General features: G+C 43.6%; 16 protein-coding genes and 1 tRNA gene. 13 read left to right on the top strand and 4 right to left on the bottom strand.

Annotated elements, in window-relative coordinates:
* Nucleotides 1-106 precede the first annotated feature (106 nt).
* Together GN277_RS30995 and GN277_RS19135 are read left to right on the top strand one after the other, a co-directional pair.
* Nucleotides 107-229, top strand: coding sequence for a hypothetical protein (locus tag GN277_RS30995; RefSeq protein ID WP_280178620.1), 123 nt, complete (start codon nucleotides 107-109; stop codon nucleotides 227-229).
* Nucleotides 230-358: 129 nt separating this feature from the next.
* Nucleotides 359-538 (top strand): hypothetical protein, encoded by a 180-nt coding sequence (locus GN277_RS19135; protein ID WP_159752726.1) that lies wholly within the window; start codon nucleotides 359-361, stop codon nucleotides 536-538.
* A gap of 211 nt (nucleotides 539-749) precedes the next feature.
* Here GN277_RS19135 and GN277_RS32475 read toward each other — a convergent pair whose 3' ends face one another.
* The 4 genes from GN277_RS32475 to GN277_RS19115 all read right to left on the bottom strand — a co-directional run bounded on the left by GN277_RS32475 (nucleotide 750) and on the right by GN277_RS19115 (nucleotide 2,468).
* On the bottom strand, nucleotides 750-842 hold the full coding sequence (locus GN277_RS32475) for a zinc-ribbon domain-containing protein (RefSeq protein WP_159752724.1): 93 nt from the start codon (nucleotides 840-842) through the stop codon (nucleotides 750-752).
* Between the two features lie 298 nt (nucleotides 843-1,140).
* A complete protein-coding gene (locus GN277_RS19125; RefSeq protein ID WP_159752722.1) occupies nucleotides 1,141-1,425 on the bottom strand; it encodes a ribosomal protein L7/L12 in 285 nt (94 codons plus the stop codon).
* A gap of 207 nt (nucleotides 1,426-1,632) precedes the next feature.
* Nucleotides 1,633-1,703, bottom strand: a tRNA-Trp gene (locus GN277_RS19120).
* A gap of 108 nt (nucleotides 1,704-1,811) precedes the next feature.
* Nucleotides 1,812-2,468 carry an ECF transporter S component gene (locus GN277_RS19115; protein WP_159752720.1) on the bottom strand — a complete coding sequence of 219 codons (657 nt, stop codon included), beginning with the start codon at nucleotides 2,466-2,468 and terminating at the stop codon, nucleotides 1,812-1,814.
* A gap of 200 nt (nucleotides 2,469-2,668) precedes the next feature.
* Between GN277_RS19115 and GN277_RS19110 the strand changes: the two genes are divergently transcribed.
* The 11 genes from GN277_RS19110 (at nucleotide 2,669) to GN277_RS19060 (ending at nucleotide 13,327) form a co-directional block, all read left to right on the top strand.
* The gene (locus GN277_RS19110; RefSeq protein WP_159752718.1) at nucleotides 2,669-3,013 is read left to right on the top strand and encodes a hypothetical protein; all 345 of its coding nucleotides are present in this window, start codon (nucleotides 2,669-2,671) and stop codon (nucleotides 3,011-3,013) included.
* Between the two features lie 125 nt (nucleotides 3,014-3,138).
* The gene (locus GN277_RS19105; RefSeq protein ID WP_244324986.1) at nucleotides 3,139-4,821 is read left to right on the top strand and encodes an ABC transporter ATP-binding protein; all 1,683 of its coding nucleotides are present in this window, start codon (nucleotides 3,139-3,141) and stop codon (nucleotides 4,819-4,821) included.
* Complete coding sequence (locus GN277_RS19100) at nucleotides 4,822-6,660, top strand: ABC transporter ATP-binding protein (RefSeq protein ID WP_159752716.1); 1,839 nt, start codon at nucleotides 4,822-4,824, stop codon at nucleotides 6,658-6,660.
* A 35-nt stretch (nucleotides 6,661-6,695) separates the two neighbouring features.
* Nucleotides 6,696-7,463, top strand: coding sequence for a ZIP family metal transporter (locus GN277_RS19095; protein WP_159752714.1), 768 nt, complete (start codon nucleotides 6,696-6,698; stop codon nucleotides 7,461-7,463).
* A 204-nt stretch (nucleotides 7,464-7,667) separates the two neighbouring features.
* A complete protein-coding gene (locus GN277_RS19090; RefSeq protein WP_159752712.1) occupies nucleotides 7,668-8,360 on the top strand; it encodes a DUF3879 family protein in 693 nt (230 codons plus the stop codon).
* 34 nt (nucleotides 8,361-8,394) lie between these two features.
* A complete protein-coding gene (locus GN277_RS19085) occupies nucleotides 8,395-9,285 on the top strand; it encodes a hypothetical protein (RefSeq protein ID WP_159752709.1) in 891 nt (296 codons plus the stop codon).
* 284 nt (nucleotides 9,286-9,569) lie between these two features.
* On the top strand, nucleotides 9,570-11,222 hold the full coding sequence (locus GN277_RS19080; RefSeq protein ID WP_159752707.1) for a YhgE/Pip domain-containing protein: 1,653 nt from the start codon (nucleotides 9,570-9,572) through the stop codon (nucleotides 11,220-11,222).
* 37 nt (nucleotides 11,223-11,259) lie between these two features.
* Nucleotides 11,260-11,550: a WXG100 family type VII secretion target gene (locus GN277_RS19075; protein ID WP_159752705.1), complete on the top strand. Its 291-nt coding sequence runs from the start codon at nucleotides 11,260-11,262 to the stop codon at nucleotides 11,548-11,550.
* Between the two features lie 5 nt (nucleotides 11,551-11,555).
* Entirely contained in the window at nucleotides 11,556-11,990 is a 435-nt protein-coding gene (locus tag GN277_RS19070) for a hypothetical protein (RefSeq protein ID WP_159752703.1), read from the top strand.
* Nucleotides 11,987-12,214: a hypothetical protein gene (locus GN277_RS19065; protein WP_159752701.1), complete on the top strand. Its 228-nt coding sequence runs from the start codon at nucleotides 11,987-11,989 to the stop codon at nucleotides 12,212-12,214. The genes GN277_RS19070 and GN277_RS19065 overlap by 4 nt, the downstream gene beginning before the upstream one ends.
* 21 nt (nucleotides 12,215-12,235) lie before the next feature.
* Nucleotides 12,236-13,327 carry a type VII secretion protein EssB/YukC gene (locus tag GN277_RS19060; protein WP_159752699.1) on the top strand — a complete coding sequence of 364 codons (1,092 nt, stop codon included), beginning with the start codon at nucleotides 12,236-12,238 and terminating at the stop codon, nucleotides 13,325-13,327.

Raw genomic sequence — 13,327 nt, 5'->3', positions numbered from 1 at the left:
GGTATTTTAAGTATCAGGATATTCCAGTATATCCAGAGGCACAACATAAAACATGAATTTCAAAGATTTCAATCAAACAACAAAAAATTTAAGGAGGTCATAAAAAATGACAGAGAAAACAACTGATATAAACAGGATTAACTTTTATGAGGAAAAGAAATGGATCATGGCATATTGGTTCAAGAAATCCCCTGGCGAGTCTTTGAAAATTAAGATGAAACTCCCATAACAGGGAGTCAGGATAGCAATATCATCCAAAAGTTCTTTGATGATCGAATAAAGGCTTTACACTTAAAACACCGATTGATATAATAAAAATACCAAAGTAAACGGCACTTATAGAAAGTAGGTGAAGGATATGCCAGGTGAAAAAGAGTTAAATATTAATCTTTTAAATGTCCTAGATTTATTAGAGCGTTTAGAAATGGCAGATCAAGATGGCGGGCATGAAAAGCTTAAATCTCAGATTGCTTTTGAAAAGAAATGTATTGAGCGAAAACTTTATCAGAAACCACCATTAAATAATGATAACAATTAAATAGGTAACTCCGTGAACCAAAGGTGTAAAGTCTTTATTGAATTATTAGAGGCTTTGCACCTTTTTTAATTCTCCAAATATAAAGCAACCGAAAAACCGGCAGCTTTGAAAACTGCCGGTAAGGAAATTTTATAAAACTTACACACTTTACTTGACAAATCCTAACCACAATTATCACAGTGGAATGTTTTATGTCTAAAATTATTATTTTCTATGAATTTTGTAAAGGGAATCCACATATAGGACAAATTTCACTATATTGACGTATTTCTTTACTACATTTAGGACATATAACCAATGCCATAATTTCTTACCTCGTAAAATAAATTATCTAAATTATATCATATTTCGTATTGTAAAGCCAATATGATACTATCATCTAGGCTTCCACTTATGCCCACAGTTTTTACAATAATTCATTATTTCTCCAGATCTTCTAAAACCTGACAGTATGGAATATCCTCTTTGAACTGCTTCTATCGCAGTTGAATCACATTTGGGGCATTTGGGAACTTTAGGACTTTGAGGAATATGTTTAGTTTCAATGATTTTTCTTGAGAAGGATCGTATGGAACTATGTCTACACTTGCACCTTCATTTTATCACAAAATTTTAATTTGATTTGCTTCTTCTACTGAACAATTTGTCTTTACATAAGATAAATTATCTGCTATTTTTTTGGCTTTCGATAAGTCAAATCCTGTTATTTTTCTAACTTGTTGAATAATTTTAACTTTTCTTTCGCCACAAGAAATTAAGATAACAGAATATGTATTATTAGCATTTTTCTTATTTTTAGATATAGATATGGGGCAACCGCAGTTCGGACAACTTTCTGCAAATTCGCTTACTTCATGATTACATTCAACACATTTTATTAATGCCATTACTGTAATTCTTTTCTTAAGTTTAATATTTCTATTTTAGATTTTATCATATTTCATATTATAAAGCCAATATTATACTATCTTCCAGATTTCAAAGGCTTTATTTGTATGATTAAGTTTTTCCAATCATCAAAATCTAAAAAAATAAAAATGCTCGCAAACCCTTTAAAATCAAGGCTTCCGAGCATCCTTACGTACATAACAAAACAGGGGATGAGAGAATCGAACTCCCGCCAAAGGTTTTGGAGACCCCTATCATACCACTTGACCAATCCCCTATGTGTCTCAATCACACTAGATATTTATATCACATAATGTAGGTATTTGTCAAGTGATTAATTTAACTTTTTATTTTATGTCAAAATTGGACGCTCAATTCCATCCATCTACCTTGCGGCTTGAACGCCTGTCATTCCTGCGCCCATCTTTTTGAATACCTGTATCAGAACCTTGCCCAGTGCCAACACAAGAATAGCGGCGGCAATGGCCTCCGGAATACCGGATGCAGTAACAGTACCCATGATTAATCCCCAAACAGCAGAAACAGCCACATCTTTGGCGTCGGCGTACTGCTGTGCAAAAAGCAGGTAAATACTTCCCATAACAGTCACAGTATTCACCATCGAGCCGATAAAACCAACAATCGGAAGTGCAATAAGCTGATTCACCTTTAATTTGGAAAGGAGAATCCACAGCCATCCGGCTGCAACTCCAATCAGAATACGGCAGCCAACAGAGATCCATATGGCTTTCATTGCCCCTGATATCCCTGACGTGCTCATAAAGGGGGAGAAGGCAAATGACAGAAGGGTAGGTGCCATGGTATTGCTGATTAATGAGCAGATACCGAATACTGCGCCTAAGATTGCCCCTGCCGATGGACCTAAGAGAACCGCACCGATGATTACGGGAATATGAACAGTTGTCGCCTTAATGATTGGAAGCTGTATCATTCCGAGGGGCGTATTCGCCAGCACGATGATGATTGCGGCCATAAGTGCAACACTGACCATCCAACGAGTGTCATGTCTTTGTTCTTTCATTATTCAATTCCTCCTTGTTATCATTCTCATTTCAATGAGATACAATACAATTACGGTGTTATTATAGCATCTATTATACTGTTGGACAAGAGTTTATTTTTAAGTGAAATAAATCTATAAAGCCCATTGTCTGGAATTGTAATTTTTGCTATAGTTAAGAAGTATCTGAATTTGGAATTTAATTAAGGGGGGAATGTGATTTGTTCAAGAAAAAGAATAAATCTGTGGATAAGAATGAAAAGACACAGGCAGGAAAAACTACGGTTAAGTCGAAAAAGGCACAGACAGGAAAAACCACAGTTAAGGGGGCTAAGACCCAGACAGGCAAAGCTTCGGTTAATGGTGTAAAGACCCAGACGGTCAAAAAACCAGCCCAGGGGAATGAGAAAACCCAGGATCAAAGCGACAAGGTACTTGCAAAATTGATGGCTATTGAAAAGGAGACGAGACTAAAGCAGGTAAGAGACAATGTGGACCAGTTGGAGGATGAGAAGATTGCCGAGCACATAGAGCTTTTGCTAAAGATTATGCGTTCGGAGAAATAAAAAAGGGAGAAGGGATTGAGATTAAGTATAGAAAATGGCAGCTAATCCGTCAGTTTTTTGACGGTTCAAAAAAATACTTTGTAATCGCAGTTGTGGCCTCTTTGACAACGACCGCTTTGAATTCAATGACACCCCAGATTTTCCGTTTCAGTATTGATTCGGTCCTTGACGGGAAAAAGTATGGTTATCTGTCTGACCATCTATGGATTTTGGCAATGTTTTTGGTAGCTGTGGCTGTGCTGTCAGGGCTGTCCCAATACGTGTGCCGTTCTAATACTGCTCTGGCAGGGGAGACGTTTGCCAAAAATATGCGGGACATGCTGTTTGCTCATGTGCAGAGGCTTCCTATGAGCTGGCATGACAAGAACCAGACTGGGGATATTATACAGCGCTGCACCTCGGATGTGGAGGTTATCCGCAATTTTGTTGTGACGCAATTATTGGAAGTATTCCGGACAGTCTTTCTGATTGTGATTTATTTTTCCATGATGGTGTCCATGAACCCTCGGTTATCGTTGGCAGTACTGCCCTTTGTGCCAATTGTAGTCATATATTCGTCGGTTTTTTATCGGTTAATCGCGAAACGGTTCATAGAAGCCGATGAAGCTGAGGGCGAGCTGTCCACTGTGGTACAGGAAAACGCAACCGGAGTCCGTGTGGTGCGGGCCTTCGGGCGGGAACGGTTTGAGATGGAGCGGTTTCAGGAGAAGAATGATATTTTTGCGAAGCTGTGGATTCGGCTTGGAACCTTGTCTGGCCTTTACTGGGGAGTGGGTGATTTGATTACAGGGCTTCAAGTAGTGACGGTCATTGTACTGGGGACAGTGGAAGCAGTACAGGGAAATATTTCTGTTGGAGAGTTTGTGGCATTTGCCTCCTACAATACAACTCTTGTATGGCCGATTCGTGGACTTGGCAGAATCCTTTCAGATATGAGTAAGGCGGGCGTCTCCTTTGAGCGTGTGGATTACATTATACGAGCTAAGGAGGAGACATGTGAAAATGAGGCTGTGGAGGAAGACGCAGCCCTTATTGAACAGTCGGAGGATTATGATATTAGGTTTGACCATGTGTATTTCGGTTATGAGAACGGAAAAGAAGTTTTAAAGGATATTGATTTTTGTATCCCTAAAGGGTGTACCTTTGGTATTCTTGGCGGGACAGGAAGCGGTAAATCTACGATTGTACAGTTACTGACACGGCTGTATGAGCTTGAGGAGGGGAAAGGAAGTATACGGATTGGCGGAAAGGATATCCGCAAAATTCCTCTTGAAAAGCTTCGGGGACAGGTTGGAATGGTGCTACAAGAGCCGTTTCTGTATTCCCGAACCATTAAGGAGAATATCGGGGCGGCCTGTGGAAAGCCACAGTGGGATGAGATTCGCAAGGCGGCTAAGATTGCCAGTATTGATGATGGGATTATGAGCTTTCCGGACGGATATGAAACATTGGTGGGCGAGAGGGGAGTCACTCTTTCCGGAGGACAGCGCCAGCGGGTGGCGATTGCCAGGATGCTGCTTCAAAAAACGCCTGTGATGGTGTTTGACGATTCTTTGTCTGCCGTGGATTCACAGACGGATGCCAAGATTCGGAAAGCGCTGGAGAAATACATGAAGGAGGCGACCGTGATTTTGATTTCCCACAGGATTACTACCCTTATGGGAGCAGACCAGATTTTGGTGCTGAATCACGGCTGTATTGAGGAGATGGGGACTCATCATGAACTGATTAAAAGCGGCGGTCTGTACCAGCAGATTTACGAGATACAGATGAGCCAGGATGACAGAAGGAAAGTGGAGGTGGGTTAGATGGCGGCATATGAAGAACAAGAATATAACAAACCCTTCAGCTTCAGGGTCTGGGGGAAAATGCTGCCGTTTTTCAAGCCTTACCGAAAGTTTTTCGCAATCACGTTAGGGTTTAACATCTTTCTTGCAGGGATTGACGTGGTGGTACCCCTGTTTCAGAGTTATGCAATCGACCATTTTATTACGGTGGAAAGCTTAGAAGGCATATGGAGGTTTGCGGCGGCTTATGTGGCTGTCATCGTAATCCAGACAATGAGCGTCTACTTTTCTGTTCGGGCAGCCACCACCATTGAGATGAATGTGGGAAAGGATTTAAAATGGGCACAGTTTGAGCATTTACAGACTCTATCCTTCTCCTATTACAACACGACTCCGGTAGGCTACATCCATGCAAGAGTCATGAGCGATACGCTGCGTATTGCAACCATGGTGGCCTGGGGGCTGGTGGACATGTTTTGGGCGTTGATTTATGTAATCAGCGTATTTGTAATCATGTTTTTGTTAAATGTAAGGCTGGCGTTGGTTATCCTGTTAATCGTTCCTTGTATCGCTGTTTTGACTGTTTATTTTCAGAACAGGATTCTTCACTGGAACCGTAAGGTAAGAAAGATTAATTCACAGATTACCAGTGCATACAACGAAGGGATTACGGGGGTTAAGACCTCTAAAAGCATGGTGATTGAGAGGGATAACGAGAAAGCGTTTTTTGAGAGGACGTCGGAGATGTACAGGGCTTCTGTCCGTTCTGCCAGGCTGAATGCAGTCTATATCCCAACCATTCTGCTGTTTGGTTCTGTGGCGGCTGCTGTGGTGCTGGCCCAGGGGGGATATATGGTGAAGGAGGAAATCATGAGGCTTGGGACTCTGTCTGTATTTATCTCCTATGCAGTTATTATCTTCGAGCCAATCCAGCAGCTTGCCAGGCTTCTGGCTGAGCTGATTTCCTGTCAGGCCAATATTGAGCGGGTGATGGACCTTTTAGAGCAGGAGCCGAATGTGGTGGACAAGGCAGAGGTTATTAAGAAATACGGGGATGCCTTCCATCCGAAGAAGGAGAATTGGGAGAAGATAAAGGGGGATATTGTGTTCGAGGATGTTTCCTTTCGATATCCAGACGGCAAAGAATTTGTGCTGGAGCATTTCAGTCTCCATGTGCCTGCGGGTATGAATGTGGCGATTGTTGGTGAGACAGGAGCGGGTAAGTCAACCCTTGTGAATCTTGTGGGGCGTTTCTTTGAGCCGACCTATGGCCGTATCCTGATTGACGGAGTGGATTATCGGGAACGTTCCCAGTTGTGGCTTCACAGTCAGATTGGATATGTACTTCAGAATCCCCATCTGTTTTCAGGGACAGTGCGGGAAAATATCCGGTATGGGCGTCTGGATGCAACGGATGAAGAGATTGAGGAAGCAGCGAGGAATGTATCGGCAGACGAGGTGGTGATGAAGCTTGAGAAGGGATATGACAGCGATGTGGGAGAGAGCGGCGGAAGGCTTTCTACCGGAGAAAAGCAGTTGATTTCATTTGCAAGGGCAATCCTGGCGAACCCGTCAATCTTTGTGCTGGATGAGGCCACCTCCTCTATTGATACCCATACAGAACAGTTGCTTCAGCAGGCAACAGGGCGGCTCCTTCGGGGGCACACTTCATTTATCATTGCACACAGACTGTCAACCATCCGGCAGGCAGATTTGATTTTGGTGGTGAAGGATGGAAAGATTATCGAGCAGGGAACTCATAAGGAGCTTTTGAGAGAAAAGGGATATTATTATGAGCTATATTCCAAACAGTTTGAGGAAGAAGCCTCCATGAAGGTATTTGCAGGAGGAACCATTTAATATTTTCGCCGTATATTGAAGATGAGGTGAAAAATATGAATGGAATCTTATGGACGTTTTTAGGGACATTACTTACATTTTCCGTAACAACCCTTGGTGCGGCAGGCGTATTCTTTGTAAAGAAGGATATGGGCGGGAGGCTTCAAAGAGGATTTTTAGGGTTTGCCGGAGGCGTGATGGTTGCAGCCTCCGTGTGGTCCCTGCTGCTTCCGGGAATTGAATTTGCAGAGGAGAACGGGCAGGTAAGCTGGCTGGTCATAACAGGCGGTTTCCTGCTTGGTGTGATACTACTTCTGCTGGCGGATTATCTGATTGGAAGATGGGAGAAGCTTCGAGTTCAGAAGAATACCGCTATGCTTGTTATGGCGATTACGGCCCATAATATTCCGGAAGGAATGGCTATTGGGCTTGCATTTGCACTGGCGGCTCAGAATCCAAAGGAGCCTGCGCTTTTGTCGGGGGCGATCGCATTGGCGGTGGGGATTGCTATTCAGAATTTTCCGGAGGGAACGGCGGTTGCCCTTCCGCTGATTCAAAATGGATTCAGCAAGAAGAAAGCGTTTTTATTCGGAAGTATGTCGGCTGTAGTTGAGCCAATTTTCGGCGTGGCTGCCGCAGCCCTTGCAGGTGCGGTACGAAAGGGGATGCCTTGGTTCTTATCGCTGGCGGCAGGCGCGATGATCTATGTGGTCGTTCAGGAGTTGATTCCTGAGGCGTGCGACGGGGAGGATGAAAAGTCAGGAACCCTTGGATTTATCGTCGGATTTCTGGTGATGATGATTCTGGATGTGACGCTTGGATAAAGTTTTAAGTGGTCAGATAACATTTTAACAGTGATTTGTTACGCTGGAAACTGTGGATCATGTATATGGTCTGCAGTTTTTGCATTCCCCATATTGGTTAAGTTTTCCTGTATTTCTGCCGATATAAAAATATGTAAATTTATTACGTGCATTGCAGTACATTTGAATACATGTAAGAGATTACAGCCGAAGGGAGGCTTCTTTATGGCAAGAATTATAGATTATAGTTATTTATTACAGCAAACATTCGGGATAGCGGGTGTATCCGGCGGAAATTTGCTGGGCAGCTTCCGCTTATCGGAGATTGGAAGCAGTTCTGTACAGGCCCAGTTAAAGGCGGCGGGTATTGATACAAGCAGTAACCAGTACAAGGCTGCAATGCGGGAGATGCAGAAGAACGGAAATGGCGCAATGTTTACGAATGTACAGGCAATTAAGAATTCTATGAGATGTTACGATAAGGACGGAGATTATATCGACCCGACTACAGGACTAGCGGGTCTGTTGGTAACAGATGCCAACGAAAGCAGCCGGAAACGGATTATTTCTATTCCGGAGAGCAGTAGGGATGAGATGTTTGAGCAGACAAAGAAGGAGTTCCTGCGGGAGAATGGAGTTTTGAACGGTGACACAACCAAGCGGTCGGATGTATATACCAACATGTACCGGAAGGTTACCAAGAATGACCGGCTGGCGGCAGGATATACCATGGAGCAGTATGAGAGGGCATACAGGCAGGCATTTTTGGAGGCTGCAAGGAAAGCAGATCCAAGCTGGGAGATTGGAAGACCTGTGAGGCATGGCGCTTTGGATGGGATTACAAGAGAATCCGTGGAGGCTGGCCTTAGGCAGTCAGGCAATACGCTTAAAAGGGCGTCTGTGGATACAAGGGTATAGTAGTTTGTAGTTTTAGAAAGAGAGGTGTTTTCAAGTGAATTTTTTTACGGTCCAGTCCCTTAATGTATATACGCGTAATATGGAAATGCAGATGAAGTGGCAGAAGAAGCAGGATTCCAGCGATTTTACTGCGGATGGAAGCATGAAGTTAGACAATGACCTTACAAGACGGCAGGCAGAGGAGATTAGGCAGTCCAGGGCCGACGGTTCTGACCAGCTCTCCAAGCAGATTGATTTGAAGCTCAATAGCGGTCAAAAATTGACGGCGGAAGAAATGGATTATCTTAGGAAGCACGATCCCCAGACCTATCAGCGGGTAAAATCCATCGAGTCAGAGCAGAAGAATTACGAGAAGGAGCTTAAGAAGTGTAAGACTAAGGAGGAGGTTGAGCGTGTGAAGATGGCCCACACGGCAACTTCTTTGAGTGCGGTGAACAGTATTATGAATAATCCGGTGATACCGGAGGAGAAGAAGTTTGAGCTGGTTATGCAGGAACACCGTAAGAATCAGGCTTTGCAGACGACGACTCAGGAATTTGTGGAGAGCGGAGAATACGAGAAGCTTCCGACAGAGGCAGAGCGCTTAAAAGCGGAGAAGGATCTTAAGGAAGCGAAAGAGAAGGAGCTTGGCATTAAGGAGCCGACAGAGAAGACTGATCGCGAAGACGAAGCTGTAGAGGAAGCAGATGGCATATCGGCAGAGAAGACGGAAGCCAAAGGAGGTTCTGTTTCGGGAGAAGATATGGCCAGGGCTGCTGCGGCAGAAAAGGATATCAGGAAGCTTTCCCAAGAGCGGGAGATGACCCGTATGGAGGCTGAGACCACACCGGAGGCATTGAAGGTGAAGCGTGCTAAGGCGCGGGCGGCTTATCAGATGAGTAAAGCAGAGGCTCCACAGCAGATGGTGGATTTAAAGGTAGAATAAAGAATTAAGATAGAGGTATTCACCTGTTTGGCAGCAGGAATACCTCTATTTTTGTCGAAATATGTCGAACAAATGTACTCAAATAATACCAGGAATCATTGACAAAAAGGCAAGAATCCTGTATGATATGACTCACATACATATAGTGTTGTTCAACACATCATATGAATCATTTTTTTATTCAGATCAGATATTTTATCAGTCTGTATTGGAGGTTTCGTTCAGAGCCCTTCAATTCCAAAGAAACCCATGTAAAAGAAAAGAATTGAAAAAGGAAGGAGAAGATGAATTATAAGAGAATCGTCATATTTTTTACGTTTATATTAGCAGCGGCAGCCTTCGGTATAGCAGGGAATCGGTTTGGGAATTCCAGCAATACTGCAAAACAAAAGGTCTATGCAGTGTCTGACAAAAGAGAAACAAAAGAGTCTAATAAGATTGCAGTAGTCAACCTGGATGAAGGTGTGTCTGGAAGGGAAGGACGGGTGAACTATGGGGAGAGACTGTCAAGGTTTCCTAGTATGGATTTTGAGTACTCGTCTCTGGAGGCTGCAAGATACGGACTTGAGACGGGAAGATACGGGGCTTACGTAATCATTCCGGCCACATTTTCCCAAAATGTTGAGAGCATTAACGCGTCACCCCAGGTTTCCAGGTTGGAGTATGCAGTCAATCAATCTTATTCCGGCAAGAGGCAGTATGAGCTTCTCTACAATGTATGGAGTTATATCGATTCATTGAATAACTATTTGAGCTATATGTATGTGGACAATATATTGAGAGAGTTTCATGATGCCCAGGATCAGGCGGAGTATGTAATGGAAAATGATTTGGAGGATATAAGAGCCATAGAAAAAATCCGGACTCAAGAATTGGTGACGCTTGCAAAATCGCCCCAGATGCCGATGGATGAAGCTAAACCAGAGCTTTTGGACATTTCTTTCTATACGGCTCAAAGCGTTATGCTGGCAGAGTCTTTGGATGCGCAGTACGAGAATTGTATCCAGAATATCCAAACGAACATCGCTTCTTTAAACGAAGGAAAAAATACATTGTCAGAGTCTCTGAAGGAGCTGACCGAACAGGTGGGAGGGCTTAATCTTCTGGTTGACCAGAACGGAGAGGAGATTGCTAAGAAGGCAGAGGAACGGCTGCGTACAGAATTAAAGAGGCAGTCAGAGAACATGTTAGACAAGAAGATGATAATTGAGCATTTGAAAAGACTTAGAGATAATCAAGAGGAATTCATCAAGAGTTTTGAGCAGTCAAATAGAATCGAAATTCTCTATGATGAACAGAAGCAGCCTGTTTTAGATTCCGGTGAACAGCCCAGTTTGGTGCTTCCCTTCTTGACAGAGCAAAATCAAGAGCTGGATTATCTTCTCGCAGAATTAGAGCAGGCAGAGGAACCTGATATGGAAAGCATCATAGAGATAATCAGAGCAGAATATGTAAATCCCATGGAAGCCAATGCAGATCAAGCAAAGAAGGAATTTCAGCAGAGATATGAGGATGAGCTCTTGGCAGTTTCCCTATATCATGAGCAGCTTGCCGCTTTCCATCCCCAGATGAACAGCCTGTTTCGTTTGCAGAGTATTCAGGAGTTGAAGGAAAATCACAGAAATATGCAGAACGCTTTATTGGAAAACAATCAGGCATTTATGGAATATGCACAAAAAATTGCTGCCACTTCCAGAGAATATGCAGACGGATTTCAGAAGCATGCAGCAGAGGTGAAGCAGGAAGCTGAAAAGGCGATCGAGGAAGGGCTTAGCTTTGCAAAGGAAGTTAAAGAGAAGAACAGCGCTATGAATCAGAGGATTCTTAGGAGTTTTTCATTAAAACTTCCGTACACAAGGCTTGGAAGCGCGGAGTACACACGAGTCTACCAGTTTATAGCAAACCCCATAAGTGCGGTAGATAAATCGGCCAATTAAGGGGAGAAAAATATTTTTAGAAGGAGGAACCATTGTTATGAGTATTAGGATGAATACCGAGGATGTGATTGCAAGAGGCCAGGCCATTGGAAGTCATGTGGAGGATGTTACGGCTCTGCAAAATTATCTGAATGATGTGGTAAACCGTCAACTGCCGGAATTGTGGGAAGGAAGCGGTTACCAGGGCTTCGCCGCCAGAGTTGCGGAGATGGCTCCGAGTTTTGAGGCTATGCGTGAGCTGATTAGCGCCATAGGGCAGGGCGTGGTGATGAATGCGCAGCAGTATGCAGAGTTTGATAGGGCTGCAGGCGCTATGAATCGTGGATAGAAGCTGTGGACAGAAGCAGCGATATAAGGCTTGACCCGAATGTAGCGGGCCTTGATGGGGATGAAGGAGAAAACAGCCAGACTCCTCTGAGCGATTTGTATGAGCTCCCTGTCTTTGCCCCAGATACACAGGAAAGGGCAAAGGAGGGCCATATAAAGGATAGACAGATGTTGAAGCAAGTTCGGCAGGAGGTATTTGAGGTGAAGGGGCCAGACGGCGTGGAGGAAAGGCTTTGGAGAATCCGCCGCCAGATTTTTCGGGATGGGCCAAAAAAGGAGACGTCTGGCTTGTCAGCATTAGGACAAGCCAGGCCAGAGGCTTCGGAAATATTTATGCCAGGATATGTGGTCTCATGGATGGCGGCGGGAGTCTTTTTATTCCTTTTGGAAAAGAGAATTACCTGCCGCTGTAAAAAAGAAAATAAGAGGGCAGAAAAGTGATACTGACATTTATTGCAGGCTGCAAAAAGATAGATGTTATGGTGAAGCCTGAGCAAAGAATCTATGAGGTGTATCAGAGGCTTTTAAAAACCGGCTTTTTTTCACCGGTTGAAGGCAGCGGGCAGCTTACAGTGTACTCCATGCGCCAAAAGACATATGTGAATTCCTTGCTTACTTTTTGGCAGGGAGGGATTTATACCGGAGATATTCTTAGATTTCAATAGAGACAAAGAGGGAGGGCAGTTATGAAGCTTCGATTGCAGAAGAACGAAATATCTGCAAAGACCATATATGATTTTAAGAGGTTAGAGGAGGAAAATTATCTGTTTCTCCCATGTAAGGTGGAGGAAGAAAAAGAGACAGTCTGTATGAGCTTTGATCTGAGAAGAATGCAGGGTTTTGAAAAACTAAAGGAGGAGGACAGGCTTAATCAGCTTGGGGCTTTATTACAGGCAGCAGACCTTGAGGAAGTCTATGAGGACTATGAATTTTCGCTTGAACCGGAGAATCTGTATTATGATGTTCTTGGCAGAGTACGTGTGAGGAACAGAGATATTATTGGGGATGAGAGTAAGAATCGAAGAAAGAATTTTTTAAGACAGTATCAGGCTTTGATTGGTTATCTTCTGGAGGGCGCTCATTCATATGAAGATTACCTGTACAGCGGGATGGAGCTTCTGAAAATGCAGGATAAACATGCTGTTTTCTTTGAAGCAGAGACGGTGCAGGAAACGAAAAAAATATTATTAGAGGAATACAATCGTCTGTTGGAGAATGAGAAAAAATATATGAAGAAGGTGGAAATCCGGAAATATAAGCGCTTGGTCAGATATAGCGCGGCATCTTTTGTTCTGTTGTTTTGTCTGTCACTTGCCGCATTCTACAGCTTCGCGTGGTATATGCCAAGGCAGCAGAAGCTAAGGGCAGCCGAGGACGCTTACCTCCAAAGGGATTATATTGCAATGATTGATGCTTTGCGGGGATTTGAGATTGACGACCTTGACCGCGCCGGAAAGTATATGCTTGCGACTGCCTATATTCAGGGGCAGGCTGTGGATACGTTTAGTGTAAGAGATAAGGAAAATATTCTAAGCAAAGTTACTTATCATTCCAATGAAAATGTACTGGATTACTGGCTTTATCTGGGACGCCTTGAGATTAGGGAGGCCCAGGAGATTGCCATGAAGATGTCAGACGACCAGCTTTTGCTATATGCATATATGCAGGAGCTGCGCCAGTTGGAGGGGGACGAAGAATTATCCGGTGAGGAAAAAAATAATAGAAAGCAGGAGTTAATAAAGGAGATTGAAGAACTTGCAGGAAAATTAGGAATATAG

The organism is Sporofaciens musculi (assembly GCF_009830285.1).
Lineage (GTDB): Bacteria > Bacillota > Clostridia > Lachnospirales > Lachnospiraceae > Sporofaciens > Sporofaciens musculi.
The sequence above is the reverse complement of the archived record's forward strand: the minus strand, read 5'-3'. Positions and strand labels throughout refer to the sequence as shown.